Annotated in this window: 32 protein-coding genes and 6 pseudogenes; 16 read left to right on the top strand and 22 right to left on the bottom strand. The window is 46.5% G+C overall.

The window, feature by feature from the left end; all coding sequences use genetic code 11:
• From BQ1619_RS10475 to BQ1619_RS05245, 3 genes are read left to right on the top strand one after another with little or no spacing between them, the layout of a single operon-like run.
• Positions 1 to 774, top strand: a complete 774-nt coding sequence (locus tag BQ1619_RS10475; RefSeq protein WP_331851898.1) for an aminoacetone oxidase family FAD-binding enzyme — start codon at positions 1 to 3, stop codon at positions 772 to 774.
• A 10-nt stretch (positions 775 to 784) separates the two neighbouring features.
• Positions 785 to 1,186: a BaiN/RdsA family NAD(P)/FAD-dependent oxidoreductase gene (locus BQ1619_RS10470; protein WP_331851897.1), complete on the top strand. Its 402-nt coding sequence runs from the start codon at positions 785 to 787 to the stop codon at positions 1,184 to 1,186.
• A gap of 50 nt (positions 1,187 to 1,236) precedes the next feature.
• Positions 1,237 to 2,202: a Bug family tripartite tricarboxylate transporter substrate binding protein gene (locus BQ1619_RS05245; protein WP_114662641.1), complete on the top strand. Its 966-nt coding sequence runs from the start codon at positions 1,237 to 1,239 to the stop codon at positions 2,200 to 2,202.
• Here BQ1619_RS05245 and BQ1619_RS05240 read toward each other — a convergent pair whose 3' ends face one another.
• Entirely contained in the window at positions 2,203 to 2,592 is a 390-nt protein-coding gene (locus BQ1619_RS05240; protein WP_114662639.1) for a group II truncated hemoglobin, read from the bottom strand. It abuts the gene before it with no gap.
• A 108-nt stretch (positions 2,593 to 2,700) separates the two neighbouring features.
• Here BQ1619_RS05240 and BQ1619_RS05235 point away from each other — a divergent pair, with 108 nt between their 5' ends.
• Entirely contained in the window at positions 2,701 to 3,225 is a 525-nt protein-coding gene (locus BQ1619_RS05235) for a hypothetical protein (protein ID WP_114662637.1), read from the top strand.
• A 50-nt stretch (positions 3,226 to 3,275) separates the two neighbouring features.
• Here BQ1619_RS05235 and BQ1619_RS05230 read toward each other — a convergent pair whose 3' ends face one another.
• The 5 genes from BQ1619_RS05230 to BQ1619_RS10465 are packed head-to-tail and all read right to left on the bottom strand — an operon-like array spanning position 3,276 to position 4,714.
• Positions 3,276 to 3,449 (bottom strand): TIGR02450 family Trp-rich protein, encoded by a 174-nt coding sequence (locus BQ1619_RS05230; RefSeq protein WP_231968530.1) that lies wholly within the window; start codon positions 3,447 to 3,449, stop codon positions 3,276 to 3,278.
• 58 nt (positions 3,450 to 3,507) lie between these two features.
• Positions 3,508 to 3,816: a hypothetical protein gene (locus tag BQ1619_RS08680; protein WP_162784605.1), complete on the bottom strand. Its 309-nt coding sequence runs from the start codon at positions 3,814 to 3,816 to the stop codon at positions 3,508 to 3,510.
• The gene (locus BQ1619_RS05225) at positions 3,813 to 4,256 is read right to left on the bottom strand and encodes a rhodanese-like domain-containing protein (RefSeq protein WP_231968529.1); all 444 of its coding nucleotides are present in this window, start codon (positions 4,254 to 4,256) and stop codon (positions 3,813 to 3,815) included. The genes BQ1619_RS08680 and BQ1619_RS05225 overlap by 4 nt, the downstream gene beginning before the upstream one ends.
• 24 nt (positions 4,257 to 4,280) lie before the next feature.
• Positions 4,281 to 4,502, bottom strand: coding sequence for a rhodanese-like domain-containing protein (locus tag BQ1619_RS09865; RefSeq protein WP_231968528.1), 222 nt, complete (start codon positions 4,500 to 4,502; stop codon positions 4,281 to 4,283).
• A complete protein-coding gene (locus BQ1619_RS10465) occupies positions 4,415 to 4,714 on the bottom strand; it encodes a hypothetical protein (RefSeq protein ID WP_114662635.1) in 300 nt (99 codons plus the stop codon). Before BQ1619_RS10465 ends, BQ1619_RS09865 begins: the two co-directional genes overlap by 88 nt.
• A gap of 162 nt (positions 4,715 to 4,876) precedes the next feature.
• Here BQ1619_RS10465 and BQ1619_RS05215 point away from each other — a divergent pair.
• From BQ1619_RS05215 to mmsB, 4 genes and pseudogenes are all read left to right on the top strand, one after another.
• Positions 4,877 to 5,859: pseudogene (locus BQ1619_RS05215) on the top strand (Bug family tripartite tricarboxylate transporter substrate binding protein).
• A 24-nt stretch (positions 5,860 to 5,883) separates the two neighbouring features.
• Positions 5,884 to 6,795, top strand: a pseudogene (locus BQ1619_RS05210) (rhodanese-like domain-containing protein); the annotation flags it as partial.
• Between the two features lie 264 nt (positions 6,796 to 7,059).
• Positions 7,060 to 7,332 carry a cupin domain-containing protein gene (locus tag BQ1619_RS05200; RefSeq protein ID WP_114662633.1) on the top strand — a complete coding sequence of 91 codons (273 nt, stop codon included), beginning with the start codon at positions 7,060 to 7,062 and terminating at the stop codon, positions 7,330 to 7,332.
• A 10-nt stretch (positions 7,333 to 7,342) separates the two neighbouring features.
• Positions 7,343 to 8,221, top strand: a pseudogene (gene mmsB, locus BQ1619_RS05195) (3-hydroxyisobutyrate dehydrogenase).
• A gap of 11 nt (positions 8,222 to 8,232) precedes the next feature.
• Here mmsB and selD read toward each other — a convergent pair.
• The 9 genes and pseudogenes from selD to BQ1619_RS05160 form a co-directional block, all read right to left on the bottom strand.
• On the bottom strand, positions 8,233 to 9,303 hold the full coding sequence (selD, locus tag BQ1619_RS05190; protein WP_114662631.1) for a selenide, water dikinase SelD: 1,071 nt from the start codon (positions 9,301 to 9,303) through the stop codon (positions 8,233 to 8,235).
• A 106-nt stretch (positions 9,304 to 9,409) separates the two neighbouring features.
• Positions 9,410 to 9,883: a TlpA disulfide reductase family protein gene (locus BQ1619_RS05185; protein WP_114662628.1), complete on the bottom strand. Its 474-nt coding sequence runs from the start codon at positions 9,881 to 9,883 to the stop codon at positions 9,410 to 9,412.
• Between the two features lie 37 nt (positions 9,884 to 9,920).
• Positions 9,921 to 10,148 (bottom strand): hypothetical protein, encoded by a 228-nt coding sequence (locus BQ1619_RS09205; protein WP_197711880.1) that lies wholly within the window; start codon positions 10,146 to 10,148, stop codon positions 9,921 to 9,923.
• Positions 10,149 to 10,198: 50 nt separating this feature from the next.
• A complete protein-coding gene (locus tag BQ1619_RS09200) occupies positions 10,199 to 10,417 on the bottom strand; it encodes a transglutaminase-like domain-containing protein (protein ID WP_231968636.1) in 219 nt (72 codons plus the stop codon).
• 63 nt (positions 10,418 to 10,480) lie between these two features.
• Positions 10,481 to 10,741: a hypothetical protein gene (locus BQ1619_RS09195; protein WP_197711878.1), complete on the bottom strand. Its 261-nt coding sequence runs from the start codon at positions 10,739 to 10,741 to the stop codon at positions 10,481 to 10,483.
• A gap of 35 nt (positions 10,742 to 10,776) precedes the next feature.
• Positions 10,777 to 11,025 carry a hypothetical protein gene (locus BQ1619_RS05175; RefSeq protein WP_114662627.1) on the bottom strand — a complete coding sequence of 83 codons (249 nt, stop codon included), beginning with the start codon at positions 11,023 to 11,025 and terminating at the stop codon, positions 10,777 to 10,779.
• 74 nt (positions 11,026 to 11,099) lie between these two features.
• Positions 11,100 to 11,676, bottom strand: a pseudogene (locus BQ1619_RS05170) (cysteine dioxygenase family protein).
• Positions 11,677 to 11,691: 15 nt separating this feature from the next.
• Positions 11,692 to 12,129 (bottom strand): YbgC/FadM family acyl-CoA thioesterase, encoded by a 438-nt coding sequence (locus BQ1619_RS05165; protein ID WP_114662626.1) that lies wholly within the window; start codon positions 12,127 to 12,129, stop codon positions 11,692 to 11,694.
• A gap of 11 nt (positions 12,130 to 12,140) precedes the next feature.
• Positions 12,141 to 12,581, bottom strand: a complete 441-nt coding sequence (locus BQ1619_RS05160; RefSeq protein WP_114662625.1) for a GNAT family N-acetyltransferase — start codon at positions 12,579 to 12,581, stop codon at positions 12,141 to 12,143.
• A gap of 149 nt (positions 12,582 to 12,730) precedes the next feature.
• On the opposite strand from BQ1619_RS05160, the gene BQ1619_RS05155 reads away from it, so the two are divergent.
• On the top strand, positions 12,731 to 13,312 hold the full coding sequence (locus BQ1619_RS05155) for a hypothetical protein (RefSeq protein WP_114662624.1): 582 nt from the start codon (positions 12,731 to 12,733) through the stop codon (positions 13,310 to 13,312).
• A gap of 53 nt (positions 13,313 to 13,365) precedes the next feature.
• Here the strand turns inward: BQ1619_RS05155 and BQ1619_RS05150 are convergent, their stop codons facing one another.
• The 4 genes and pseudogenes from BQ1619_RS05150 to BQ1619_RS05140 form a co-directional block, all read right to left on the bottom strand.
• Complete coding sequence (locus tag BQ1619_RS05150) at positions 13,366 to 13,614, bottom strand: TOBE domain-containing protein (protein ID WP_231968526.1); 249 nt, start codon at positions 13,612 to 13,614, stop codon at positions 13,366 to 13,368.
• Positions 13,615 to 13,811: 197 nt separating this feature from the next.
• The gene (locus BQ1619_RS09190) at positions 13,812 to 14,258 is read right to left on the bottom strand and encodes an ABC transporter substrate-binding protein (protein WP_231968635.1); all 447 of its coding nucleotides are present in this window, start codon (positions 14,256 to 14,258) and stop codon (positions 13,812 to 13,814) included.
• Between the two features lie 41 nt (positions 14,259 to 14,299).
• Positions 14,300 to 14,476, bottom strand: coding sequence for a hypothetical protein (locus tag BQ1619_RS09185; protein WP_197711877.1), 177 nt, complete (start codon positions 14,474 to 14,476; stop codon positions 14,300 to 14,302).
• A 2-nt stretch (positions 14,477 to 14,478) separates the two neighbouring features.
• Positions 14,479 to 15,251: pseudogene (locus BQ1619_RS05140) on the bottom strand (ABC transporter substrate-binding protein).
• Between BQ1619_RS05140 and BQ1619_RS05135 the strand changes: the two are divergent.
• Both BQ1619_RS05135 and modA read left to right on the top strand, forming a co-directional pair.
• Positions 15,239 to 15,736: a substrate-binding domain-containing protein gene (locus BQ1619_RS05135; protein ID WP_114662623.1), complete on the top strand. Its 498-nt coding sequence runs from the start codon at positions 15,239 to 15,241 to the stop codon at positions 15,734 to 15,736. The pseudogene BQ1619_RS05140 and the gene BQ1619_RS05135 overlap by 13 nt on opposite strands.
• Positions 15,737 to 15,766: 30 nt before the next feature.
• Positions 15,767 to 16,423, top strand: coding sequence for a molybdate ABC transporter substrate-binding protein (modA, locus tag BQ1619_RS05130; protein ID WP_197711876.1), 657 nt, complete (start codon positions 15,767 to 15,769; stop codon positions 16,421 to 16,423).
• A 92-nt stretch (positions 16,424 to 16,515) separates the two neighbouring features.
• On the opposite strand, the gene BQ1619_RS05125 is transcribed toward modA, so the two are convergent.
• The gene (locus tag BQ1619_RS05125; RefSeq protein WP_162784604.1) at positions 16,516 to 17,139 is read right to left on the bottom strand and encodes an FMN-binding negative transcriptional regulator; all 624 of its coding nucleotides are present in this window, start codon (positions 17,137 to 17,139) and stop codon (positions 16,516 to 16,518) included.
• A gap of 147 nt (positions 17,140 to 17,286) precedes the next feature.
• Between BQ1619_RS05125 and BQ1619_RS05120 the strand changes: the two genes are divergently transcribed.
• From BQ1619_RS05120 to BQ1619_RS05100, 5 genes and pseudogenes are all read left to right on the top strand, one after another.
• Positions 17,287 to 17,565, top strand: coding sequence for a FeoA family protein (locus BQ1619_RS05120; RefSeq protein ID WP_231968525.1), 279 nt, complete (start codon positions 17,287 to 17,289; stop codon positions 17,563 to 17,565).
• Entirely contained in the window at positions 17,558 to 19,471 is a 1,914-nt protein-coding gene (gene feoB / locus BQ1619_RS05115; protein WP_114662621.1) for a ferrous iron transporter B, read from the top strand. The genes BQ1619_RS05120 and feoB overlap by 8 nt, the downstream gene beginning before the upstream one ends.
• A 257-nt stretch (positions 19,472 to 19,728) precedes the next feature.
• Positions 19,729 to 19,953, top strand: coding sequence for a hypothetical protein (locus tag BQ1619_RS05110; RefSeq protein ID WP_114662620.1), 225 nt, complete (start codon positions 19,729 to 19,731; stop codon positions 19,951 to 19,953).
• A 24-nt stretch (positions 19,954 to 19,977) separates the two neighbouring features.
• On the top strand, positions 19,978 to 20,241 hold the full coding sequence (locus BQ1619_RS05105) for a SemiSWEET transporter (protein WP_331851896.1): 264 nt from the start codon (positions 19,978 to 19,980) through the stop codon (positions 20,239 to 20,241).
• A 31-nt stretch (positions 20,242 to 20,272) separates the two neighbouring features.
• Positions 20,273 to 20,940 (top strand): annotated as a pseudogene (locus tag BQ1619_RS05100) (fumarylacetoacetate hydrolase family protein).
• Positions 20,941 to 20,960: 20 nt separating this feature from the next.
• Here the strand turns inward: BQ1619_RS05100 and BQ1619_RS09855 are convergent.
• Positions 20,961 to 21,251 carry an enoyl-CoA hydratase-related protein gene (locus BQ1619_RS09855; protein WP_231968524.1) on the bottom strand — a complete coding sequence of 97 codons (291 nt, stop codon included), beginning with the start codon at positions 21,249 to 21,251 and terminating at the stop codon, positions 20,961 to 20,963.
• A 174-nt stretch (positions 21,252 to 21,425) separates the two neighbouring features.
• Positions 21,426 to 21,740, bottom strand: coding sequence for an enoyl-CoA hydratase/isomerase family protein (locus BQ1619_RS09850; protein ID WP_231968523.1), 315 nt, complete (start codon positions 21,738 to 21,740; stop codon positions 21,426 to 21,428).
• Between the last annotated feature and the right edge of the window lie 10 nt (positions 21,741 to 21,750).

Here is a 21,750-nt window from a genome sequence, read left to right as displayed (position 1 = left end):
ATGAATAAGACTTGGGATGCCGTCATCATTGGTGGTGACGCTGCAGGCCTTTTTTGTGCGGGGGGCGCTGGGCAACTCGGAAAGAGAGTGCTGGTAGTGGACCATGCTCCCGTATTGGGTGAAAAAATCCGCATTAGTGGTGGAGGGCGATGCAACTTCACCAATCTTCATAGTGGCCCAGCAAACTTTCTGTCTCTCAACCCTCATTTTGTGAAGAGCGCGCTGGCACGATATCCCTCTTCTGAATTTATCAAGCTGGTTAAGGCATACGAACATTTCGTATCACGAGAAGCACAAGGACAATTATTCTGCGATGACTCGGCAAAGCAAATTATTGACATGTTGTTTGCGGAATGTACAAAAGGTAATGTCACCATTCGTAATCCAGTATCCGTAGAGTCAATTACTCAAGAGGGCGATTTATGGCTCGTACAAACCAATCGCGGTTTAGAAAAAACCAGATCGGTAGTTATGGCTACGGGTGGGCTACCTGTGCCAGCAATCGGAGCAACGGCATATTCATTGGATATCGCCAAACAGTTTGGTCTCCAAGTCGTTGACCCACGACCTGCTTTAGTGCCACTCTCGTTTACTGCCGATACCTTTGGAAATCTCAATGAGCTTGCCGGCTTAAGTGTGCCAGTACAGATTGGCTCTGGAGCAAAAGGTCAACGTTATGGCGTTGGCCATTTCTATGAAGATCTATTGCTGACGCACAAAGGCTTGTCTGGCCCGGCAGTTTTACAAGCAAGTAGCTTATTGGGTGGAGGGTGAGCCAGTCACTGTGAATTGGCTGGCAGATAGTGAGAAATTTGGTATTGACTGCGATGCCTTGTTTAATGCCGATGAGAATCGTCTGAAGTTGACTGAAAATCTTCTGGCACTGGCATTGCCACTACGCTCAGCAAAAGCATTTGCTGAGCGTAGTGGTTTGTTGGGTCGTAAATGGGCGGAAGTTTCTGAAAAGGATCGCCAAGCGCTCAAAGACCTCATCACCAATTGGACAGTAAAACCTGCAGGCACTTTAGGTTGGAAAAAGGCGGAAGTGATGTTGGGTGGGGTCGATACCAAAGAGCTCGACAGCCAAAGGACGGGATCTCGTAAACATCCTGGTTTATATTTCATTGAAGAGTGTGTGGATGTCACCGGGCATCTCGGTGGGTATAATTTTAATGGGCTTGGGTAAGCTGGCATGCTTGTGCTCAAGCTCTTTAAACAACTTTTGAGGTAAATGCCATGCAAGTGATTCGGTATTGCTTACTTAGCGTTGTATTGTTTTTGGCTCACGGCTATAGCTGCGCGGCGTATCCTGATAAGCCCATCAAAATCATCATCGGCTTTCCGGCTGGCGGACCTTTGGATGCGCACATTCGTTTATTAAGTGATAAGTTGCAAACCGTTTTAGGCCAACCAGTCATTGTGGATTACAAAGTAGGTGCAGGTGGGGCGGTGGGTGCTCAATTCGTGATGCAGTCTCCTGCAGATGGCTACACCGTGTTGCTGGCCAACACTGGCACCATGGTGATTAATCCAGCGATTTATACCAAATCACCATACGATACGTTGCGCGATTTTCAGCCGATTGCAAGAACTGCTCAACAACCACTTGCATTAATTGTTAATAAGGATGTCGCAGCAAATTCATTAAAAGAGTTTGTTACCTATGCCAAAGCAAATCCAGGGAGGCTCAATTATGGTTCTGCTGGTAACGGTGGAATTTCCCATTTGGTTCTTGAGATGCTCAAAAGCGAAACGGGAATATTCATGGTGCACCTCCCATTTAAGGGAGGTGCGCCAGCTTTTACCGATTTGATCGCGGGTCACGTGCAATTTATGGCAGAGTCAGTGCCCCAAGCGGCAGTTTATGCAAAACAGGGCAAAGTGAAGGCCCTTGCAGTAACCAGTGCAAAACGAAATCCTGCACTTCCGAATACGCCAACCGTCCTAGAGACTGGTGTAGCCACTTTAGAAGTGGTGGGCTTTTATGGAATTCTCGCTTCAAAAGGGACTCCACCTTATGTGGTGAATAAATTGAGTTTGGCGTTTAAAGAAACGCTTGAATCGCCAGATATTCAGAAAAAAATGATTGATCAAGGCGCAGATCCAGCCTATCTCAATGCCGATCAGTTCACGAAATACCTTACTGCAGAAATGCCTCGTTGGGCCAAAGCAGTCAAACAGGCGGGAGCCAAGCTCGACTAGTTAGTTGGGCTGGTTTCGCATCCAGTTAGCAGTATTGAAAGGCGATTCTTCCAACTGCTTGGCAACATTCCCTTCAACGCCGCATTCCGCGAGAGAGCGGTACATGCAGGCTAACCATTGATCATGCTCTACAACACCAATTTTGAATGGTAAGTGATGAGCGCGAAGCATGGGATGGCCATATTTGGGGGAATATATGTCGGGGCCACCCATCCAGCCTGTGAGGAAGAATTTCAGCTTTTCTCGAGAAGTGCTTAAATCCTGTGGATGCATCGCCCGAAGGGCTGCAAACTGTGGCTCTAGAGACATGAGGTCGTAAAAACGGTCTACTAATTCATCGACTTTGTCGATTCCCCCAATGGACTCATAAATAGTCTGTCTGTGTGTCATATTGTCATTTTAATGCCTTAAATTCGTGGGAATTGGCAGGTCTCCAATTTCGGTATAGAGTAGGTATAGAACTGTTTGTTAAACCCCTAACGTATAGGAGCTTGAAAAATGGATGCAAAAGATTTGCAAAAATGGCAACGTGAAAAAGCAAAAGAGCTTTTTGATTATTCCCATACTTTGCTAGAGGCTGCGAAAAAGCTAAGTGACAACCACATGGCGGAGATTGAGTGGGGAATGAAGAATGCGCTTGAAAGCGCTAAGTCTGCTGCGAAAAATGATCTTGAAAAGTTAAAGAGCTTGCAAGAAGAGGCGGCAAAAGAAGCGGCTAAACGTGCTGCTGCTTATCAAAAGAAAGTTAAGGCTGTTCTGAAAGAATTAGGTGATGGCGCCGCCGACGAGACTGAAAAGCATTTAGAAAAAGTACGTAGTTCACTCGTCACGTGGCTAGAAGATGCTGAGAGCAAAATGCCAGTTCAAGCAGAGAAGCTATCGAAGGTAGTCAATGACATGTCTGAAGCAGGTCAAAAGATGTTTAAAGAAGGTCGCCGCATTGTGAATGAAGTAGCTGCAAACGCCGAAAAAGGACTGGATGACCTTGTGAAGAAATCATCGGGGTCGAAGAAGAAAGATTGATTTGTTAACTTCTTTTGCCAAGACCGCCTCGAAGTATTGAGGCGGTTTTTTCATTTCCAGCCTTGGATCCAGCGATCAGTATCCATGAGGTCTCGCCAGGCAATCCGAGTTGTTTTCTTGCTGTAAACCGACTCAATCTCGACGAGTTCAATGGGTTGCTCTGGTATTTCTAGCGTAATCACCTTACTTACTAAAAAATGCTTTTGTTTAGCAATCGGCTGCACTTGCAGTCCACTTGCTGAGTAATAATTTCTTTGGGCTAATTTTGTTCATGAGGGCGTTTTAGAGGACGGTGCACTGAAATTCTTGCCCTTTGATTACTAACTTTCCAGAAGAAGGTGTGAATACTGCACTTGATTGCGTCGTTTGTGTCTGACAATGTTGATCAAAATAGCTCTGATTACCAAGACTGCCGCAAAAATTGAGTTTGCTATCCTGAGATTCCATCTGAGCCTTGCGCAGAATCATAGAAAGTTTGACTTGTTCATCGGACTTGCAACTCCAAGTGGTATAGCTATCCCGTTCGCAACCACTCAGTATTAATAAAGTTCCAATCAGTAGAGTGCTTGCTTTCAATAATCGTAAGGTCATAGTGGCGCGATTCTCAGTAACAACAAGGGGGCCTTAAAAACCCAGAAGTGGTGGGTTCCGTCCTTGCCTAGTTGCTCTACTAAGCCAAACTCCCAATCAAGGGAGGCTTGCATGGCCGCAGGATCGACGTTAGCTCCTTCATACCGACGTTTGTACCGATCCAGCGGGGGAGAGGCCAAATGGCTAGGGCCTTTTTCTAGCTCTAATCCAGCCTGAATCCATGCGGCATTTCCGCCGTCTAGAACAATAATCTCTGCGCTGGTAAGTGCCTGCATCTCTTTCACAATAAATTTACCGAGTTCTGCAGGCGTGCTCGTTAGTACATAGCGATCGACTTTGGGAAGTTTGGTGAGTGCCTCGCTTAACTGCGAGCGCAGAGCATACCAACTGCCAGGTATATGACACTTTACATAATTAGCGTGGGTACTGAAATCTACCACAATCGTATTGCTATCAGTCTTGAGTCAATTCGACAACGTTTTGGCATCGACCGTTTCGGTGTCGGGTAGTTTGGGTAATGGCGCTTTCCAAGGTCCCGTTTCCGTAAGTTGCTCTGGTATGACGTCATCGAGCGCATAAACTTCCCATGCCATCTGCGCTAACCAGGATGCTGGCATATTGGCGCGTACGCCACCCCCACTCGGATCAACCAGAACAATGCGAGCGCCACGTACTGGTGCAACCATTTCCGTTTCTTGAACGAGTTACACGCTTGGGCAAAGAGTTCCGAGTATTTAGTAGCGGTAATTTCTTTGCGACGCTCTTTGCAAGCACCAGCAATTTCTTGTAAGGCCTTACGTGCACGCGCTGCAGATGCCTTAATACCCCTTTCAATAAACTTTTCGTTTTCAGCTTTGTATGTTTCGAATGCAGCTAACAATGTATCGTGTTGTGACATCTCGTCTCCCAATCATCAAATGAATGTTCATAACTACAGCGAAATTAGTATATCCCCATAAAAACCACAAGAAATAGCCCTTTTTATCAGGGATAACTCTTAGAAGCACTGATTCAGCCAAAATGCTTTAATAGGATCAAAACACCCCTGGAGACGTCAAAAATGCGCAAAAATTGCTTGGTTTTAGCTTTTGCTAGCTTTCTTACCCTACTCTCATTGTCGGCAGGCGCCCAAAGTGTCGCTTGGCCGTCTCCCAATAAGCCGATTACCTTCATCAACCCCTTTCCTCCAAGCGGAGCAGTGGATGCCTTTGGGCGTCCTCTGGCAAAGCAGTTATCGGTCCAGTTGAACGATTCCATCGTAGTAGACAACCGTGGTAGCGCAGGTGGCACAGTAGGTGCAGCGGCTGCGGCAAAAATGGCGCCTGACGATTACACCTGGTTACTTGGCGCAGTGCATCACTCAATTGCTTCGAGCATGTACACCAATCTAAGTTATGACATTACTAAAGATTTTGAACCGATCGCGATTATTGGTGGCATTCCTAATGTCATCGTAGTCAACCCCAATAAGTTTCCAAAGAATGATCTTAAATCGATCATCGAAGAAATCCGCAAGTATCCCGGCAAATACAACTATGCATCTACCGGTAACGGTACCTCGCAACACCTAACCGGCGAATTATTTAAGATGCAAAATAAATTGTTCATTACGCATATTCCATACCGGGGTACTGGTCCAGCATTACAGGATGTGGTGGCGGGTCAAGTCGATATGATGTTTGATACATTGGCTGGAGCAGCGCCTTTTATAAAAAGCGGTCAGCTGATCGCTGTTGCGGTTGCTAGCAATCAGCGTAGCCCTGCCTTTCAAATGTTCCCACTGCTCAAGAACTGGGCCCGAAAGACTTTGTCGTTTCAAGCTGGTACGCGATATGGGCTATCAAAGGCACTCCAAAAGAGATTGTCGATAAGATGAGTGCGGAAGTGCAAGCGGCTCTTGCCTCCCCTGACATCAAAGAGCGCTGGGCAAATATGGGCGCCACCGTACCTAAAATGAGTCGCTCGGAATTGGCAAACTACATCAATCAAGAAATCTCGCGCTGGAGTGAAGTGGTTAAAAAATCCGGCGCTAAGTTAGATTAAAAAAGTTAAATCATAGAGACAGCAATGAGTATTGCTAAGAAAAACTATTCCTTTGTACGCAATAAACTACTGAATAAAGAAGAGATTGCTTTCTTAGATGTGCGCGAAGAGGATCCGCACGCTCGTGAGCATCCCTTATTTGCTGCCAATCTGCCGCTCTCCCGCATCGAGATCGATGCCTATGGCAAGCTACCCAAGAAAACGGTGCCCATTGTTATTCTAGATGATGGTGAAAGTGATGCAGAGCTCGCCGCGCAGCGACTCTCTGCTCTTGGTTTTACCGATGTATCCGTTTTTAAGGGTGGCGTGCAGGGCTGGAAGGCTGCGGGTGGTGAAGTCTTTAAAGACGTGAATGTTCTCAGCAAATCTTTTGGAGAACTCGTTGAGTCCAAGCGTCATACCCCCTCATTATCGGCTCAGGAAGTGAAAAAACTCATCGACGATCAAGAAGATGTAGTGGTTGTCGATGTACGCCGTTTTGATGAATACAACACCACGAGTATTCCGACGGGGATTAGCGTGCCTGGCGTAGAATTAGTACTACGCCTCCCTGAATTAGCGCCCAATCCCAAGACAAAAATTATTGTCAATTGTGCTGGCAGAACACGTAGCATCATCGGCACCCAATCGCTAATTAATGCAGGTATTCCGAATGAAGTGAATGCTTTGCGCAATGGCACGATCGGCTGGACTCTTGCTGGCCAAGCGCTTGATAAATGTCAGACCCGCAAATTTCCAGAGGTGAGTCAAAACACCACCGTTACTGCTGCACAGCGGGCGCGCAATGTTGCGGATCGCGCCGGTGTGAAGCGTGCTTCTCTAGCCGATGTTCATCAATGGAAATCGCAGAGCGATCGCACCACCTATTTCTTTGATACTCGCACTCCCGAGGAATATGAGTCAGGTCATCTTCCAGGTTTTCGGTCTGTTCCTGGCGTGTGCGTCTTCTTGGCTAGGAAAGTGCAGTTCTACATAAGCCCTCAAAGGTTTGCATCCCAGCTCATTCCAAAAGACTTCTGTCACGGCGCCACGGTGAGCAATCGCACCCTTGTATTGCGCTACCGTTTGGCTAACTTGACTGCGATACTGCTCAAATGCGGCTTGATCCACTAGTTCAATTAATCCGATGACTTTAACGATCATATTTCCTCGCAAAATAGGGCTAATGAAAAGAGTGTATATCCGCGCTATAGTTATCGCATGAATCAACCCCGATTTCTACAGGCACTTCAAGAGTCTGGGTTTCCGCATCCTGTTGAAGTCCAGCAGCCTCCAAATGGCCAACTGCCAAATCATACGCATGCTTTTGCAGTACAGGCACTGATTCTTGAGGGTTATATTGAGATTGAGATTAATGGGATCAAAACAAGATATAACGAGAGTGATGTATTTCAATTAGCTCTTGAAGAATTGCATGCGGAGCGGTATGGCCTAGACGGCGTTAAGTATTTGGCATCTAGAAAAATGACATGATGGAGACACTATGAATATCGGATTTGTTGGTTTGGGTAATATGGGTTTGCCAATGGGGATCAATGTACTTAAGGAAGAGGCTATGCCGTCACGGGCTTTGATTTGGTGCCAAGCCAACTCGATGCCTTTGTTGCGGCTGGTGGTAAAGCGGCGCCGAATGCCAATGCTGCAGCTGCTAATGCCGATGTTGTCATTACGATGTTGCCTGCCTCAAAACATGTTGAGGGCTTGTATTCGGATGAAAACGGTCTATTGGCAACGGCCAATCCTAAATCCATCCTGATTGATTGTTCGACGATTTCTCTTAAGGTCGCTCAAGCGGTTGCAAATGCCGCTCAAGCAAAAGGATTTGCTATGGTCGATGCACCAGTGTCCGGTGGTACGGCAGGCTCTCAGGCGGGTACCGCCTGATTCTTGCATGATGAAGGTGTGCAATCGGTGGTGGAGTGTGTTCGTCCGATTCTCGAGAAAATGGACAAAAATATTTTTCATGCTGGTGGAAGTGGCGCAGGGCAAACCGTAAAAGTGTGCAACAACATGCTCTTGGGTATTCAGATGCTTGGAACGTGTGAAGCATTGCGTTTAGGAATCGCGAATGGCTTAGATCCTAAAGTGCTCTCAGACATCATGTCAAAAAGCTCGGGTCGCAATTGGGCGCTGGAACTTTATAACCCTTGCCCTGGTGTAATGAAAATGCTCCCGCCTCAAGGGCTTATAGCGGCGGATTTGGTGTCGATCTCATGCTCAAAGATATGGGTTTGGCTACCGAGAACGCACAAGCGTTAGATGCCAGCGTCCCCATGGCTAAATTGGCAGAGCAACTTTATGAAGCCCATAGCAAGCGGGCAATGGGCAGTTGGATTTCTCAAGCGTATTTAACGCTCAATAAAACGATTCAATTTAGGAAACGACGAGAGGCTTGCCCTGTCGTTTACTCATCTGACCAATCACGCGGGCGCCTAAGAAGTGATGCTGATTAAAAATATCGAGCACTTCTAAAACGCTTTCGGGGCTGCAAGAGACTAATAAGCCGCCACTGGTTTGAGGATCAGTAAGTAATGCACGCTGTGCCACAGTAAAGCTCTCTGGAATACCAACGTCATCACCATAGCTAAGCCAATTACGATCAGATGCTCCGGTGATGATGCCGTCATCAGCCAGGTTTTGCACATTCGAGAGTAGGGGCACTTGATCCCAATCAATGTGGGCTGTGCAATTCGATCCACGGGCAAGCTCTAAGGCGTGACCCGCTAAACCAAAGCCGGTAACATCGGTCAGAGCATGAACGCATGGGAGTTTTGCTAAATCGGGCCCGGCAGCATTGAGCTTAGTGGTATTTGAAATCATTTCCTGATAGCCATCGGGTCCCAGAAGATCTTTTTTGAGTGCCGCCGACAGAATACCTACTCCAAGTGGTTTTCCTAGGATCAAAACATCTCCGGGTTTTGCGCTCGCATTACTCTTGACGCGCTGAGGATCAACAATACCAATTGCGACTAACCCATAGATGGGCTCGACCGAATCAATCGTATGGCCACCAGCAATCGGAATACCAGCACTACGACATGCTTCTGCGCCACCCTCCAAAATGCGAGCAATCGTTTTATTGGATAACACCTTAATCGGCATTCCAACCAAAGCGAGTGCAAATAGAGGTGTGCCGCCCATTGCATAGATATCGCTGATAGCATTGGTTGCGGCAATTTTGCCAAAGTCAAATGGGTCATCGACGATGGGCATGAAAAAATCGGTTGTAGCGACAATTGCCTGTGATTCATTGATTTGATAGACAGCGGCATCATCCGAGGTTTCAATGCCAATCAAGAGCTCCTTTGGGAAGGGCAATTGCGGAACATTTTTCAGAATTTCTGAAAGGACGCCAGGAGCAATCTTGCAACCACACCCACCACCATGCGATAGGGAGGTTAAGCGCGGCTCAGAGGGCTCAATAGAATGGGATTGCGTAGTCATATCTTAAGGGTATCAGAAGAGAGAAGCTATTCGCTAACTACTGATGAAGAAGGGATTGAATTTTTTTAGTAACGTCTTCACTATCGACATTTTCAATGGCGCCGATCTAAACGCCCTCTACCTTGCCAGTCTTTCCGATTAGGAATGTTGTTGGTATTCCGCGGGCCTTCCAGGATTTATAAATGGTGCTGTTGCGATCCATGAGGATTTCAATGCTGTTTTCGGGGATACCATTACCTCTAAGGAATTGCAAAATACGTGGCTTCATTTCAGCAAGATTGACGGCAAGTACTACTAGGCCCTTGGAGCCATATTTTTCCTGCAATTCGATGAGTTCACCAAATTCTTTACGGCAAGGTTCGCACCAGCTTGCCCAAAAGTTCACAACCACTACCTTATTTTTGAAGTTGCTAATATCGATCGGCTTACCGGATAGATTGTTGAGCACCAAGGGTGGCGCTTGCGTTAAGCCAACCTGGGAAGCGGGGCGCCATTGTACGTTTGCGTTTACGGCAAACACTGTCAGGAGTAAGAAAGCCAGCGCTAGAAGATAGTCTATTGCTGGCTTTTGCAATCGCATGGACTCAACCTCAGAAGAAGCTTATCGATCAACTGAATTAACCAATACGGCGACTCGTAATTTTGTATTTAAAGTTATCAGGATCTAAAGAGTTAAAACGACCTTCGGTATTTTCGGCTTGGGGATACATCAAAATCGGAATTTCCCCTTTCTTTCCTAAAGCAGATCCTGGGAGGGTAATGTCATGGCCATAGTTATATGCCATCCAATTCATTTCCCAATTGCCAAAAAGGTAGTCACAAATAGCCAATTTGGGATCATTCACTGCCAATCCACCAGTTTCTTCTAGGATGACTTTGCGAACATCCGCAGGATCTACTGGAACCCAGCCGTATCCGGAAGCATAGAACTCAGCACGGCAATGCTGCGCCTTGGTAATGCGCCACCTTTGCCCAAGCTCTTATAGCCTCTGGCAGAGTCGGCAATACGAATGCCATACACATCGCGCGCTGGTATGCCGGCCGAGCGCGCTAATGCAACAAAAACCGCATTGATGTCTGCGCATTTACCGCCGAGATTGTTGGTTTCCAGCATCAGCTTCACATTGCCCTAGCCACAACCGCGCGTTTTAGGGTTGCGGTGGGTGTTACCATCTACCTAGTTATAGATGGCTTTTGCTTTGTCAATATCCGTGGCATTAGACGGTAAGCCAGCGAGACACTCTTGCGCTTTTGCTTTCACGATGCCATCTGTTGGTAGGTATTTGGTTCCGCGTGTCCAAAAATCCAATTCGTCTTTGGAGAGTTTTAAGGCAGGGTTTGGCGTAGCAATTTCTAGGTGACGATTCTGTGTGCTAACCAATATTGAAACTTTCACCTGATGGTTGGTGGCGGAGCGATCCCACTTTGTCCAAAGCATCCGTGCTTGTTTATTGGGTGTTACATAAATTTGATCTACAGCTTTTGGGTCACTCGCTTCAGGTCTGATGGCAAGGGTACGGAAATACTTGTATCTAAGACTAAAGGCAGTGGAATCCAAGTTTCTGCTGTGCCATTTGGTGACTCTAGAGACACCTCCGTCACAATTTCATAGGTAGTCCAATTAGGATCTGCTTGGCCAAATGCGTTGGAGATTGGACCCGGGGTTGGCAGGGCAATGGCGCCTGCAATTGTTTTTAAGGCGGAGCGACGGTTAGTGGTCATTGGATTTCGCTTGAAGAAGTTTAAGGGAGTTCTCAAACCTCTATTTTACCCAACCCAAGCGATTCATTTGCAAATTAAGTCGATTTCCAAAGATTGGGAACCACAGTATTGGCATACCCAGAGATAAAAGATTTTTCAACGCCTGTCTCTGGATCAAAAACCGAGCGCTGGATTTTGCCGATATTGCCGCCATACACATGAATACTGATTGAGGTTTTATCAATCAAGTTATTTTCAACCACGTGGATATCATGCGTAGCAGGGGAGACAGTATCAACATGCCCCGGCGCAGAAATGCTCGACACTCCAGCCATCAAACGACCATCAGGTTGAGGAAGTAGGGCGTTCCTTTTTCTTCCCCGCGTAATTGGCCTACCATTCCCCATACGGTGTGATTGTGAACAGGGGTTTTTTGACCTGGACCCCACACAAAACTCACCATAGAGAACCGATCTAAGGGGTCCGCATACAGAAGGTATTGCTGATAGTATGGGGGTGCGGTTTCGTAAATTCATCGGGCAATCAATCGTCTGTCGCAACGAAATCCTCCAGAAATTTTTTGCCCTGAGTAAAAATCGTCTCTTCACTGGGCTTTTGCTCCAGCAATATGCTGAGCGCTTTTACAAAGGTGAGGAGTTTGCCGTCTGACATGATTTAATCTCCAAGCTACTGCGCTGGAAAAAACCAATCTGGCCAAGCCTTTGGTTTTAGCGATATCGTATCCGCGCAAACAATATGCAATGTTGCACTAGCAATTACTTGCAATTTTTCACTATCCGGTAATTTTCGTTGAGCCGTTTGTTTGACGGTTACCTGGGTGCGTCCACGGTGCTCAATCACTTGATCTATGTACAAAATATCATCCAAGCGACCGGGCTTATAAAAGTTCATCGTCAGTTCGCGTGCGGGCATCACAATATTGTGCTCATTGATGAGCTTTGTGGGGCTCAAGTCATATTGCGCCAACCATTCTGTACGACTGCGTTCAAAGATTTCAAGATAGCGACCGTGATATACAAACCCCGCCGCATCGGTGTCGGAGTAGCAGACACGGTGCACGTAGATAAATTCGTTGGGAGTCTTATTCGTTGGTATGGCAGTCATGGGTAATTAGTCTATTTCAGTAATTCCAACATCATATTACGATGCGGTATTCCCGCTTCATCATAGATCGCTCCTTGAGCAATAAATCCCAACTTTTCATAAAAGCGGACGGCGCTTACTTGGGAATGCAGCATAAGACTGGTGATCCCTTTCTCCCTCGCGGCCAAGATCATTCTTACCAGAATTTGTTTGCCAAAGCCTTGACCTCGGTACTGCGGTAATACTGCCATTCGCCCGATTTGAGCTTGTCCATTCGGTAGGTCGACTAATCTTGCCGTGCCAATCGATTGGTTATTGAATTTAAGCAAGGCATGCATTGCTTGGGCGTCGAATTCGTCGAGCTCGAGTTCCTCAGGCACATTCTGCTCTTCGATAAAGACGGCTTTGCGAATGGAAAATGCTTCGCTGGCAGCATCTTTCCAGGATAGAAGCAAAATATCAATATTTTTCAATGGGTTAGATCAACAAAGGTTGTGGATGAAGTGCAACCTCTAATGTAACAAATAAGCCATCCCATCGAAATTGGGCATGGTTACAATGGTTAGGCGACGCTCATGGCGTCTCAGTCGTTTCATCCAAACCCCCTTATTTAGGAGTTATCTTGAAGAAATCATTACTTGCTAGTTTGTTTGCTGTCGTCGGAATCGCCTGTGCATCATCAGTTTTTGCACAGATGCCAGCCAAAATGTTGCCTTTGGCAGCGGAAGTTGTTGTTCTCAGCGCAACGGTAGATTCTGTAGATGCTAAGAAGCGCATTGTCGTATTAAAAGATGCCAACGGCAATTTGGCGCAAATGAATGTTGCTAAATCAGTAAATGACTTAGATAAAGTGAAAAAGGGCGATGTATTTTTAGTTGAGCATGCACAAGCGATTGCAGTAGGCTTAACAGCAGCTCCAAAAGATGCGAAGCCTGGTGTATCAGGTGTACGTTCTGTAACGATTGCTGGTAAAGGTTCTGCTAAGCCATTCGAAGAGACAACTGATGCTGTTTATGCCACTGTCAAGATCTCAACGATCGATCAAAAAACGCGTATCGTGACTTTCACAATGCCAAATGGTGAGAAGCAAAAAGTCAAAGTGGATCCAGCAGTGCTCGGTCTTGAGAAATTTAAGGCTGGCGATGATGTGATCGTAGAGTATGTTGATGACACCGCAATTGGTTTCGTAACGCCTAAGAAATAAGTCGCCAGTACAACTAGTAGACAGTAAAAAGCCCGCAGATGCGGGCTTTTTATTTACCTTAAGAAAGTAAGTCCGATTAAGCGCTCTTGGCAACCATGACATCGGACGCCTTGATCACTTGCCCAAGCTTGATCGCCCACTTTTAGGTTGAGCTCATCAACCGCCTCATTTGTAATGGAGGCAGTCACAATTTGGCCGCCACCAATATCTATCTTTACGTGTGACGTGGTTTGACCCATCTTGTGTTCAACAACTTTGCCATTGAGGGTGTTGCGGGCGCTGAGCTTGACTTTGAGTTCCATGATTTCTCCTAATGAACGTATTGCTTGGCATAGATAGCGTCATTATAGAGAGGCTCTCTATATTTAGACTTTCCATAATTGCGAATAATTGCTTGGCCTTCATCAGAGGCGACAAATAGAATGAATTTCACTGCGATATCGCGATTTGCAGTCGCTCCATCTGGCGCCGCCAAGGCATCGTAGGTGTTGACTAAGAATTAATCGCCTCGATACAGTATCTGCACTTTTTCTGACACCCAAGTGCTGCTATCGGTCATGAAGTACGCATTTTCAGTATTTGCGCGCTTGAGTGATGCGGTCATGAAATCGTTTGTGACGATGTACCAATTTCCTTCAGGATTGATGCCAGCCTTCTTCCAAATATCCATTTCTTTTTGATGCGTACCTGACTTATCACCTCGAGATATAAATTTATCTTGTGCTTTGGCAATTTTCGAATATGCATCAGCACCGCTAGTAGCTGACTTGATGTTTTCAGGATCGCTCTTAGGGCCTACGATGTAAAACTCATTCGAACCAATTAGGGTTCGGTTCGTTGCCCATCCCTCAGCCAAAGCCTTGTTAACAGCATCCGGAGCATGAACAATCATGTCGACTTTACCAGTCTTCAAGAGGTTTAACGAGACACCACTGCCAGCTTTAATCCAGATGAGTCTTGCACCTTCTTGTTTATCAAAGGCTTCACCTAATGTTGAAGCAAGCCAAGCTCACCTGGACTGCCCGTAGCAAGGGTGAAGCTACGCTTACCTTGCCCATAAATTGCTTCTGGATTTGCAGGGTTGCTTTGAGCCATTACTACCGGGGTGCTAGAGCAAGCGATTACAGCAGCCAAAGCTACGGCCAGGTTTTTTAAATGATCCATGTTTATTTCTTGGCATTCGGGAAGAACAGTTGCTCACCACCAATTTGATAGCTTGCTATAACGTCCTGACCATTTTTAGAGATGAGCCAATCAATAAAGGTTGACCTTCCGCTTTTTTGACATTGGGGTACTTGGCAGGATTTACCAACATCACGCCATATTGATTGAATAACTTGGGATCGCCCTGAACCAGAATAGCGAGATCGCCTCGATTCTTAAAGCTAAGCCAAGTAGCGCGGTCGGCCAGAATATAGCCATTCATCGCGGAAACGGTATTCAGGGCAGGGCCCATGCCAGAGCCCGTTTCTTTATACCAAGCTTGATTGGGCGAGACTGCAATTCCAGCGCCTTTCCAATAGCACAACTCGGCCGCATGGGTGCCACCCTTATCGCCACGCGAGACGAATAGAGCCTGCGCCGCAGCAATTTTTTGAAACGCTACTTGAATATCTTTGCCACCATTGACTTTTGCAGGATCAGACTTTGGACCAATTAAGACAAAGTCGTTGTACATCACTTCATTGCGTTTGGTGGAATAGCCTTCTTGTACAAACAATTCCTCTGCGGGTTTGTCGTGCACAAAGACAACATCAGCATCACCGCGACGTCCAATGTCCAACGCTTGGCCAGTACCAACGGCAACCACTTTTATATCAATGCCAGTTTTCATTTTGAAGATGGGCAAGATGAATCCAAATAAACCGGATTGCTCAGTAGAGGTGGTGGAAGAGACCACAATGCTTTTTTCTTGGGCGTGTGCTAATGAGCGATTCATCAGCGCCTATCCAAAAACGAGATCCAGATTTACCCTGTCATGAAGCGCACCCAGGGTTTGATTGTAAAAAAAGCAACCTCTTGAACATTCGCGCGATCGAGGATTTGCTGAATCCAAAAGTTCGCTTTATTAATCGGCAGATTGGTTCTGGTACTCGATTGTTACTCGATCATTTATTAATGAATGACGGAATTGATCCTCTGGATATCAACAGTTATTTACAAGAAGAATTTACCCACTCCGCGGTGGCGAATGCCATTTTGGCTGGTAAGGCCGATGTTGGTATCGGCGTTAAAAATATTGCTTTAGAAAATGGCTTGGGATTTGTTCCGTTGAAAGATGAGATTTTCTTTATTGCTATGCATAAAACCATGGTGTCACAATCGGAGGCCTCGAAGTTAATTCGCAAAATTCGCGGTTACTCTAGTGATACGCCAAGATATAAAGCTGTTAGTCTAAATCGACAAGTCAAAGAATGGCTTTGAGCAATCCATGAACACAACAACTTATCGACTATGCATGTTCGTTTAATCATCCTTATCGCAGCATTGTTTTTGATTCTACAGTCGGCTGTTGCACAGACTGTAACGGTAGCAGTTGCTGCGAACATGAAGGATGCATTTAGCGAAATTGCCCAAGAATTTAAGGCAAATCACAAGAGCGAATTGCGTGTGGTGTATGGCTCATCCGGTAATTTTGCCGCTCAAATACAAAATGGCGCGCCATTTCAGTTGTTTATTGCTGCTGATGAGCGCTTTCCTTTAGAGCTTTATAAAAATGGCAAGACATTAAATGAGGGGAGTGTTTATGCCATTGGCAAGTTGGTCCTTATTGCGAAGGCCAATGATGGATTGCCGTTGACGGCAAATAAGACTGAAATCGCTACTGCTATTCAAAAAGCAAGGCGGATTGCCATTGCTAAGCCTGACTTAGCCCCCTATGGCAAAGCTGCTGTTGAGTATCTCAAGGCGGAGGGTTTGTGGGATCTTGCAAAAGACAAAATTGTCTATGGTGACAACATCGGGGTAGCCACTACGTATGTGGTCACTGGGGCTGCGGACATTGGGTTCACTGCGCTATCGCTCGCTAAGGCGACTGAAGTGGCTAAAGACACGCGTTATGTATTGGTGAACGCGCACTGCATGCACCCATTAAACAGCGCATGGTCTTAAAAAAGGTGCATCACTTGATGCGCAGGCGCTATATCAGTTTATGCAGACCACGCAAGCAAAATCCCTTTTACAAAATACGGCTACACCACCCCTTAGTGAGGTTTCATGAGTTTGCGCATTTCCTGCAATACCTCTGCAGGGGATTTGTCCAGGACATCAACGACAGCGGCATAGTCCTCTGGTGGGCGGTTTTGGCTGAGCTTGAACTTGCCGACCAAATTCTGGACATCAATCTCAATGCCAACGATGGCTCTAAGCATCATCTGAGCATAATCTTCGGGAGCATCATCGAGTTTCCAGTTGGATTGATTGGTGGGCTCATGAATATTTGTCATTTGCGCTACATGACTTCTTAGCCATTGGGAATCTTCAATTAACTTGAGTGTGCCCTGAGCATGAACGACCGCATAGTTCCATATAGGAACCACTTTGCCCGTTTCTTTTTTGGATGGATACCAGGCAGGGGTTACATACGCATCTGGCCCATGAAAAATTGCGGTCACATTCGTGTTATTGCTGGCGGCAATTTTGACCAGGGGATTCACTCTGGCAATGTGACCATAAAGTTTGGATTGATCCGCGCTTAACATTAATGGGAGGTGATTGACCTCCAGATGATTGTCTAAATTTCCAACCAGAGTGGCCAAAGGATATTCCGCAATCAGCTGCGCTAGGATTGCGGGATCATCAACGGCAAAGTGTTTTGGTAAGTACATATCAAATCTTATTAAGAGATTGGATTTAGTATGCATGAATTCCATTCTTTTTGTTTTGGATCAAAGTTGAAATGGGTAAAAAACGGCATTATTCAGTCAAATAGAGTGGATTTTCATGAATGATATTCATTCTCATTTAACGATATAATGGCCCAAAAACACAATCGCTCTCTGTATTCAATGCATCTAGATCAAGTTGACCTTGGTAGTCTATATCGCGTAAGCGAGGTAAACGCCCCCAAAGGTGCTCCGCAAATTAAGGGGCAATTGGAGGACATTGGGTTTTTGCCAGGAGAGCAGGTCACATTACTTCGCAAAGGTTTGCTGAAGAGAGGTCCCTACCTTGTTCGCGTTGGCGCCTCTACCTTTGCCTTGCGTGAATCCGAGGCGCGTATGATTGCTGTTGAACGTATTGCTCATGTCTGAGTCTACGGTTCATTTTTTTCCGAGTGAGCCGATTGTTGCTCTATTGGGCAACCCTAATTGCGGAAAAACAGCGCTCTTCAATTTATTGACGGGTAGTCGTCAAAAAGTCGCCAACTATTCTGGTGTGACCGTTGAACGCAAAGAGGGGCGACTTTCTCTGGATTCCGGAAAAAATATTCGCATCTTAGATTTGCCAGGTGCCTATAGTCTGTATCCCAGATCGCTCGATGAGCGCGTTACTTGTAATGTTTTATTAGGTAAAGCCGAAGGCGAGAAGCGTCCCGATTTAGTCCTGTGCATTCTGAGTGCCATGAACCTGCGTCGTAATCTTCGCTTAGTCCTGGCGGCCAAGCGCTTAGGTTTGCCTTGTGTCGTGGTGCTCAATATGCTGGATGTCGCCAAGCGTCAGGGTTTGCAGATTGATACTGCTGCACTCTCGACTGAGTTGGGCTTACCGGTGGTGACCAGCATTGGCATTCAGGCAAATGGTGCCGATAACATTAAGCAGTTTTTATCCGCATTGGACTGGCGAAATCTTCACCACCTTCGCACGGGCAGTAGCGACGCTACTTTGGAAAATGTGGCATCCCATATTGCCCATGCTGAATCCGATAACGTGCAAGTGCAACGCATTTTGCAAAATTTAGGTCTTGATCAAATTATTCCTGATCAATTGAGCGATCGCTTGGATGCTGTATTACTCCATCCCATCATCGGCCCACTGATTTTGATAGCGTTGCTGTTTTGTATTTTCCAGGCGGTCTTTAGTTGGGCTACCGTGCCCATGGAATTCATCAAGGCCACCGTTGAGTATCTCGGTGCACAAATCGGGCAGATCTTGCCAGAGAATTGGCTACGCAGTCTATTCATCAACGGCATTTTGGCAGGCCTCGGTGGGGTAGTAATCTTCTTGCCGCAGATCTTGATTCTGTTTTTCTTTATCCTGCTCTTGGAGGAGTCCGGTTATCTGCCCAGAGCTGCTTATTTATTAGATCGCGTGATGGGCTCCGTGGGCCTATCGGGTCGATCTTTTATTCCCTTGTTATCAAGCTTTGCCTGCGCCATCCCCGGAATTATGGCCACGAGAAGCATTTCCAATGCTCGAGATCGACTCGTGACTATCTTGATTGCACCCATGATGACCTGCTCGGCGCGATTGCCAGTATATGCATTGCTAATTTCGGCGTTCATTCCTGAGCAAAAGTTGTGGGCGGGAATTGATTTGCAGGGGTTGGTGCTTTTCTTGCTTTATCTCGCAGGGATTTTGGGTGCGATGGCGGTAGCGTGGGTCCTTAAGCGTTTTACGAGTGAGCAATTTCGAATGAATGCGCTCATGATGGAGTTGCCCAGTTATCACTTGCCGCGTCTCGGTAATTTAGCGATCAGTTTGTGGCAGCGCGCAGAAATTTTCTTGCGTCGTGTTGGTGGAATCATTCTGCTAATGACGGTAGCGCTCTGGGCGCTATCGAGTTTTCCGTTGCCTCCCGAGGGCGCAACACAATCGGCTATTCAGTACAGTTTTGCTGGTATGTTGGGGCAAGCGCTTGCACACATCTTTGAGCCAATTGGGTTTAGTTGGCAAATTAGTATTGCGTTAGTGCCTGGAATGGCGGCGCGTGAAGTAGTGGTGAGTTCCTTAGCAACGGTGTATGCCTTATCCAGTTCTAGTGCCGATGCTGCGGAAGCTTTAATTCCTCTGATTTCAACGGGATGGTCTTTGGCCACAGCGCTCTCGTTGTTGGCCTGGTTTGTCTTTGCGCCGCAGTGTCTATCCACAATCGCAGCAGTTAAACGGGAAACGGGTGGCTGGAAGATCCCAGTTATTATGCTGAGCTATCTATTCGGGCTAGCCTATATCGCCTCGTTCATCACCTACCATTTAGCAATCTTTTTTGGTCTAGGGTAGATTCTCAAGAGCATATTTTCGAAAATTGGGCTACATTCTTATCTAATAACAAATGTACAAATCTGTCATTAGAAAGAATCTCCTAATGAAATCAACATTTGTATCCTCGCTGAAGGTTGTCGCGACTACTGTCCTGCTCTCGGGCGCGCCTCTTGCTCAGTCTGGCGAAAATACCTACACAAGTCTGCGCCAATTGTCATGGTGCGGGTGTATTGAATGCCCCCAAGTTTGGCGACAAAGTAAAATGGGCGCGCTGATTGCAGAAGGTTCAAGTCACACTCACGGCGCACGCATACTTTGGTGTGCGCGGGGTGCCTCCGAAAGGCGGTAATCCCAATCTCAGCATTGAGGGCTTCTCCGATGCCTTGGTCTATATGGTGAAGAACTCGGGCGGTAATTGGAAATCACCCGATGCAAAAACGATCGCGGCTATCAATAAAGATGTAGAAGCCCGTCGCGCTGGTGCCAATAAAAAACAATAAATCTATACGACCTAACATCGGTTTATGGCACTCGCGCAATCTTCCATTGATGTCATCGGTTATTGCGCGGCATTCTTAACGACGGTTTCTTTCTTGCCGCAGGCAATCCAGTCATGGCGTACTCGAGACCTCTCGGGCATTTCCTTGGGAATGTATTCACTCTTTACCCTCGGGGTGGGTCTATGGCTAATATACGGACTCATTATTGAAAAATGGCCGCTGATCTTAGAATACACTCACGTTTGCATTGGCCTTGAGTATCCTGCTATTAAAAGTGCGCCATACTGATAAAAAATAACAGTATTTAAAAAGGAAAGACATGAGCCCAGCATTTGTTATCGACCCGCCAGCGCAAATCTCATTACCGGTTGCAGGCGATACCCGTCGTTTTGCAGTTAATCGCATTTATTGTGTGGGTCGTAACTATGCAGATCATGCTCGTGAGCCGCCATTCTTTTTTATGAAGCCAGCGAACTCAATTGTGACTGATGGGAAGGATATGTCTTACCCCAATCTTTCGAATGATGTTCATCACGAAATCGAGATGGTCGTAGCTATTGGTAAAGGTGGTGCCAATATTGCAGCTGATAAAGCTCTGGAGCATGTGTATGGTTATGGTGTTGGTTTCGCATGACTAGACGCGATCTACAAGGGGAGACCAAGAAGATGGGGCGCCCTTAGGATGCCGGCAAAGCATTCGATCAATCCGCTCCTTGCGGTGAAATTACCCCCGCAAGCCAATGCGGCCATCCAAGCCAGGGTGCGGTAACGCTATTAGTCAACGGAGAGGTGCGTCAATCTGGCGATCTGAATCAACTCATCCGGAATGTGCCCGACACCATTGCGTATTTATCGACCTTGTTCACTCTGGAGCCAGTTGATTTAATTTTCTCGGGCACACCTGCTGGCGTTGGCCCTGTAAAAAAAGGTGATGTGCTGGAAGGTAGTGTTGCGGGCTTGAAAAACCTAAAAACAAAAATTATTTAGCCATTAAAAGCCGCATCAAATTACTTGCCTTCCCACTTGGGTGGGCGACCTTCTAAAAAGGCATTGACACCTTCTTTGAAGTCCTGACTGTTATAGGTCTCCCTCATCAGGTCTGTGCAGTCAGGAAGATTGCTCTCCAGTAAGCGTGCTAGAGCAATTTTGCCAGCCTTTTGAGTAATGGGGGCTAGGACTGCGAGCTTATTTGCTAGGGCGTCGGCACCGGCATTGATTTTAGGAGCTGGAGCGGTTTGATATAGGTAGCCAGTAGCAAGGAGTTCTGGCGCTTTGATCAATTCGCTTGTGAGCAACATTTTTTTCACCATAGGGTATACCTAGGTGCGCACTAATCCAAGCCAGATTGCTTGGTGATAAACAATTTCCCAAAGTGCGCGCTACTGGAATACCAAAGCGTGCGTCGGGTGTGGAAATACGAAAGTCGCATGCGGTGGCAATCAATAAACCGCTTCCAACCGCTAAATCTTCAATCAGAGCAATAGTGGGTATGGGTAGGTGTGTAGTGAGTGAAAGATATCATCCACAGCCACTTCGTACGCTTCATCTTTTTGCAAATTTACAAATTGCTCAATATCACTCCCCGAGACAAATGCCTTATCACCAGCACCTCGGAAAATGGCGACGCGAACAGAATCGTTTTTGGCTAATGCATCGCATATAGACTTGAGCTCTTCATACATAGGCCAAGTCATTGCATTGCGTGCTGCAGGGTTATTGAAGGTAATCCTTGCAATAGCGCCTTCTAGCGTTAGGTCGAGGCAGGGCGGGGTGGATCGAGTGGTCATGTAGGCATTC

The sequence above is a fragment of the Polynucleobacter necessarius genome, from assembly GCF_900095195.1.
GTDB classification, from domain to species: domain Bacteria; phylum Pseudomonadota; class Gammaproteobacteria; order Burkholderiales; family Burkholderiaceae; genus Polynucleobacter; species Polynucleobacter necessarius_G.
The sequence above is the reverse complement of the archived record's forward strand: the minus strand, read 5'-3'. Positions and strand labels throughout refer to the sequence as shown.

Bases quoted from the DNA above. Each gene is read 5' to 3' on its own strand.
- BQ1619_RS10475 (WP_331851898.1), top strand. From the start codon at position 1: ATGAATAAGACTTGGGATGCCGTCATCATTGGTGGTGACGCTGCAGGC.
- BQ1619_RS05245 (WP_114662641.1), top strand. From the start codon at position 1,237: ATGCAAGTGATTCGGTATTGCTTACTTAGCGTTGTATTGTTTTTGGCT.
- BQ1619_RS05240 (WP_114662639.1), bottom strand. From the start codon at position 2,592: ATGACACACAGACAGACTATTTATGAGTCCATTGGGGGAATCGACAAA.
- BQ1619_RS05235 (WP_114662637.1), top strand. From the start codon at position 2,701: ATGGATGCAAAAGATTTGCAAAAATGGCAACGTGAAAAAGCAAAAGAG.
- BQ1619_RS08680 (WP_162784605.1), bottom strand. From the start codon at position 3,816: ATGACCTTACGATTATTGAAAGCAAGCACTCTACTGATTGGAACTTTA.
- BQ1619_RS09865 (WP_231968528.1), bottom strand. From the start codon at position 4,502: ATGGTTGCACCAGTACGTGGCGCTCGCATTGTTCTGGTTGATCCGAGT.
- BQ1619_RS10465 (WP_114662635.1), bottom strand. From the start codon at position 4,714: ATGTCACAACACGATACATTGTTAGCTGCATTCGAAACATACAAAGCT.
- BQ1619_RS05200 (WP_114662633.1), top strand. From the start codon at position 7,060: ATGAATCAACCCCGATTTCTACAGGCACTTCAAGAGTCTGGGTTTCCG.
- selD (WP_114662631.1), bottom strand. From the start codon at position 9,303: ATGACTACGCAATCCCATTCTATTGAGCCCTCTGAGCCGCGCTTAACC.
- BQ1619_RS05185 (WP_114662628.1), bottom strand. From the start codon at position 9,883: ATGCGATTGCAAAAGCCAGCAATAGACTATCTTCTAGCGCTGGCTTTC.
- BQ1619_RS09200 (WP_231968636.1), bottom strand. From the start codon at position 10,417: ATGCTGGAAACCAACAATCTCGGCGGTAAATGCGCAGACATCAATGCG.
- BQ1619_RS09195 (WP_197711878.1), bottom strand. From the start codon at position 10,741: ATGCTTTGGACAAAGTGGGATCGCTCCGCCACCAACCATCAGGTGAAA.
- BQ1619_RS05175 (WP_114662627.1), bottom strand. From the start codon at position 11,025: ATGACCACTAACCGTCGCTCCGCCTTAAAAACAATTGCAGGCGCCATT.
- BQ1619_RS05165 (WP_114662626.1), bottom strand. From the start codon at position 12,129: ATGACTGCCATACCAACGAATAAGACTCCCAACGAATTTATCTACGTG.
- BQ1619_RS05150 (WP_231968526.1), bottom strand. From the start codon at position 13,614: ATGGAACTCAAAGTCAAGCTCAGCGCCCGCAACACCCTCAATGGCAAA.
- BQ1619_RS09185 (WP_197711877.1), bottom strand. From the start codon at position 14,476: ATGGATCATTTAAAAAACCTGGCCGTAGCTTTGGCTGCTGTAATCGCT.
- BQ1619_RS05135 (WP_114662623.1), top strand. From the start codon at position 15,239: ATGAGCGATTCATCAGCGCCTATCCAAAAACGAGATCCAGATTTACCC.
- modA (WP_197711876.1), top strand. From the start codon at position 15,767: ATGCATGTTCGTTTAATCATCCTTATCGCAGCATTGTTTTTGATTCTA.
- BQ1619_RS05125 (WP_162784604.1), bottom strand. From the start codon at position 17,139: ATGTACTTACCAAAACACTTTGCCGTTGATGATCCCGCAATCCTAGCG.
- BQ1619_RS05120 (WP_231968525.1), top strand. From the start codon at position 17,287: ATGGCCCAAAAACACAATCGCTCTCTGTATTCAATGCATCTAGATCAA.
- feoB (WP_114662621.1), top strand. From the start codon at position 17,558: ATGTCTGAGTCTACGGTTCATTTTTTTCCGAGTGAGCCGATTGTTGCT.
- BQ1619_RS05105 (WP_331851896.1), top strand. From the start codon at position 19,978: ATGGCACTCGCGCAATCTTCCATTGATGTCATCGGTTATTGCGCGGCA.
- BQ1619_RS09855 (WP_231968524.1), bottom strand. From the start codon at position 21,251: ATGTTGCTCACAAGCGAATTGATCAAAGCGCCAGAACTCCTTGCTACT.
- BQ1619_RS09850 (WP_231968523.1), bottom strand. From the start codon at position 21,740: ATGACCACTCGATCCACCCCGCCCTGCCTCGACCTAACGCTAGAAGGC.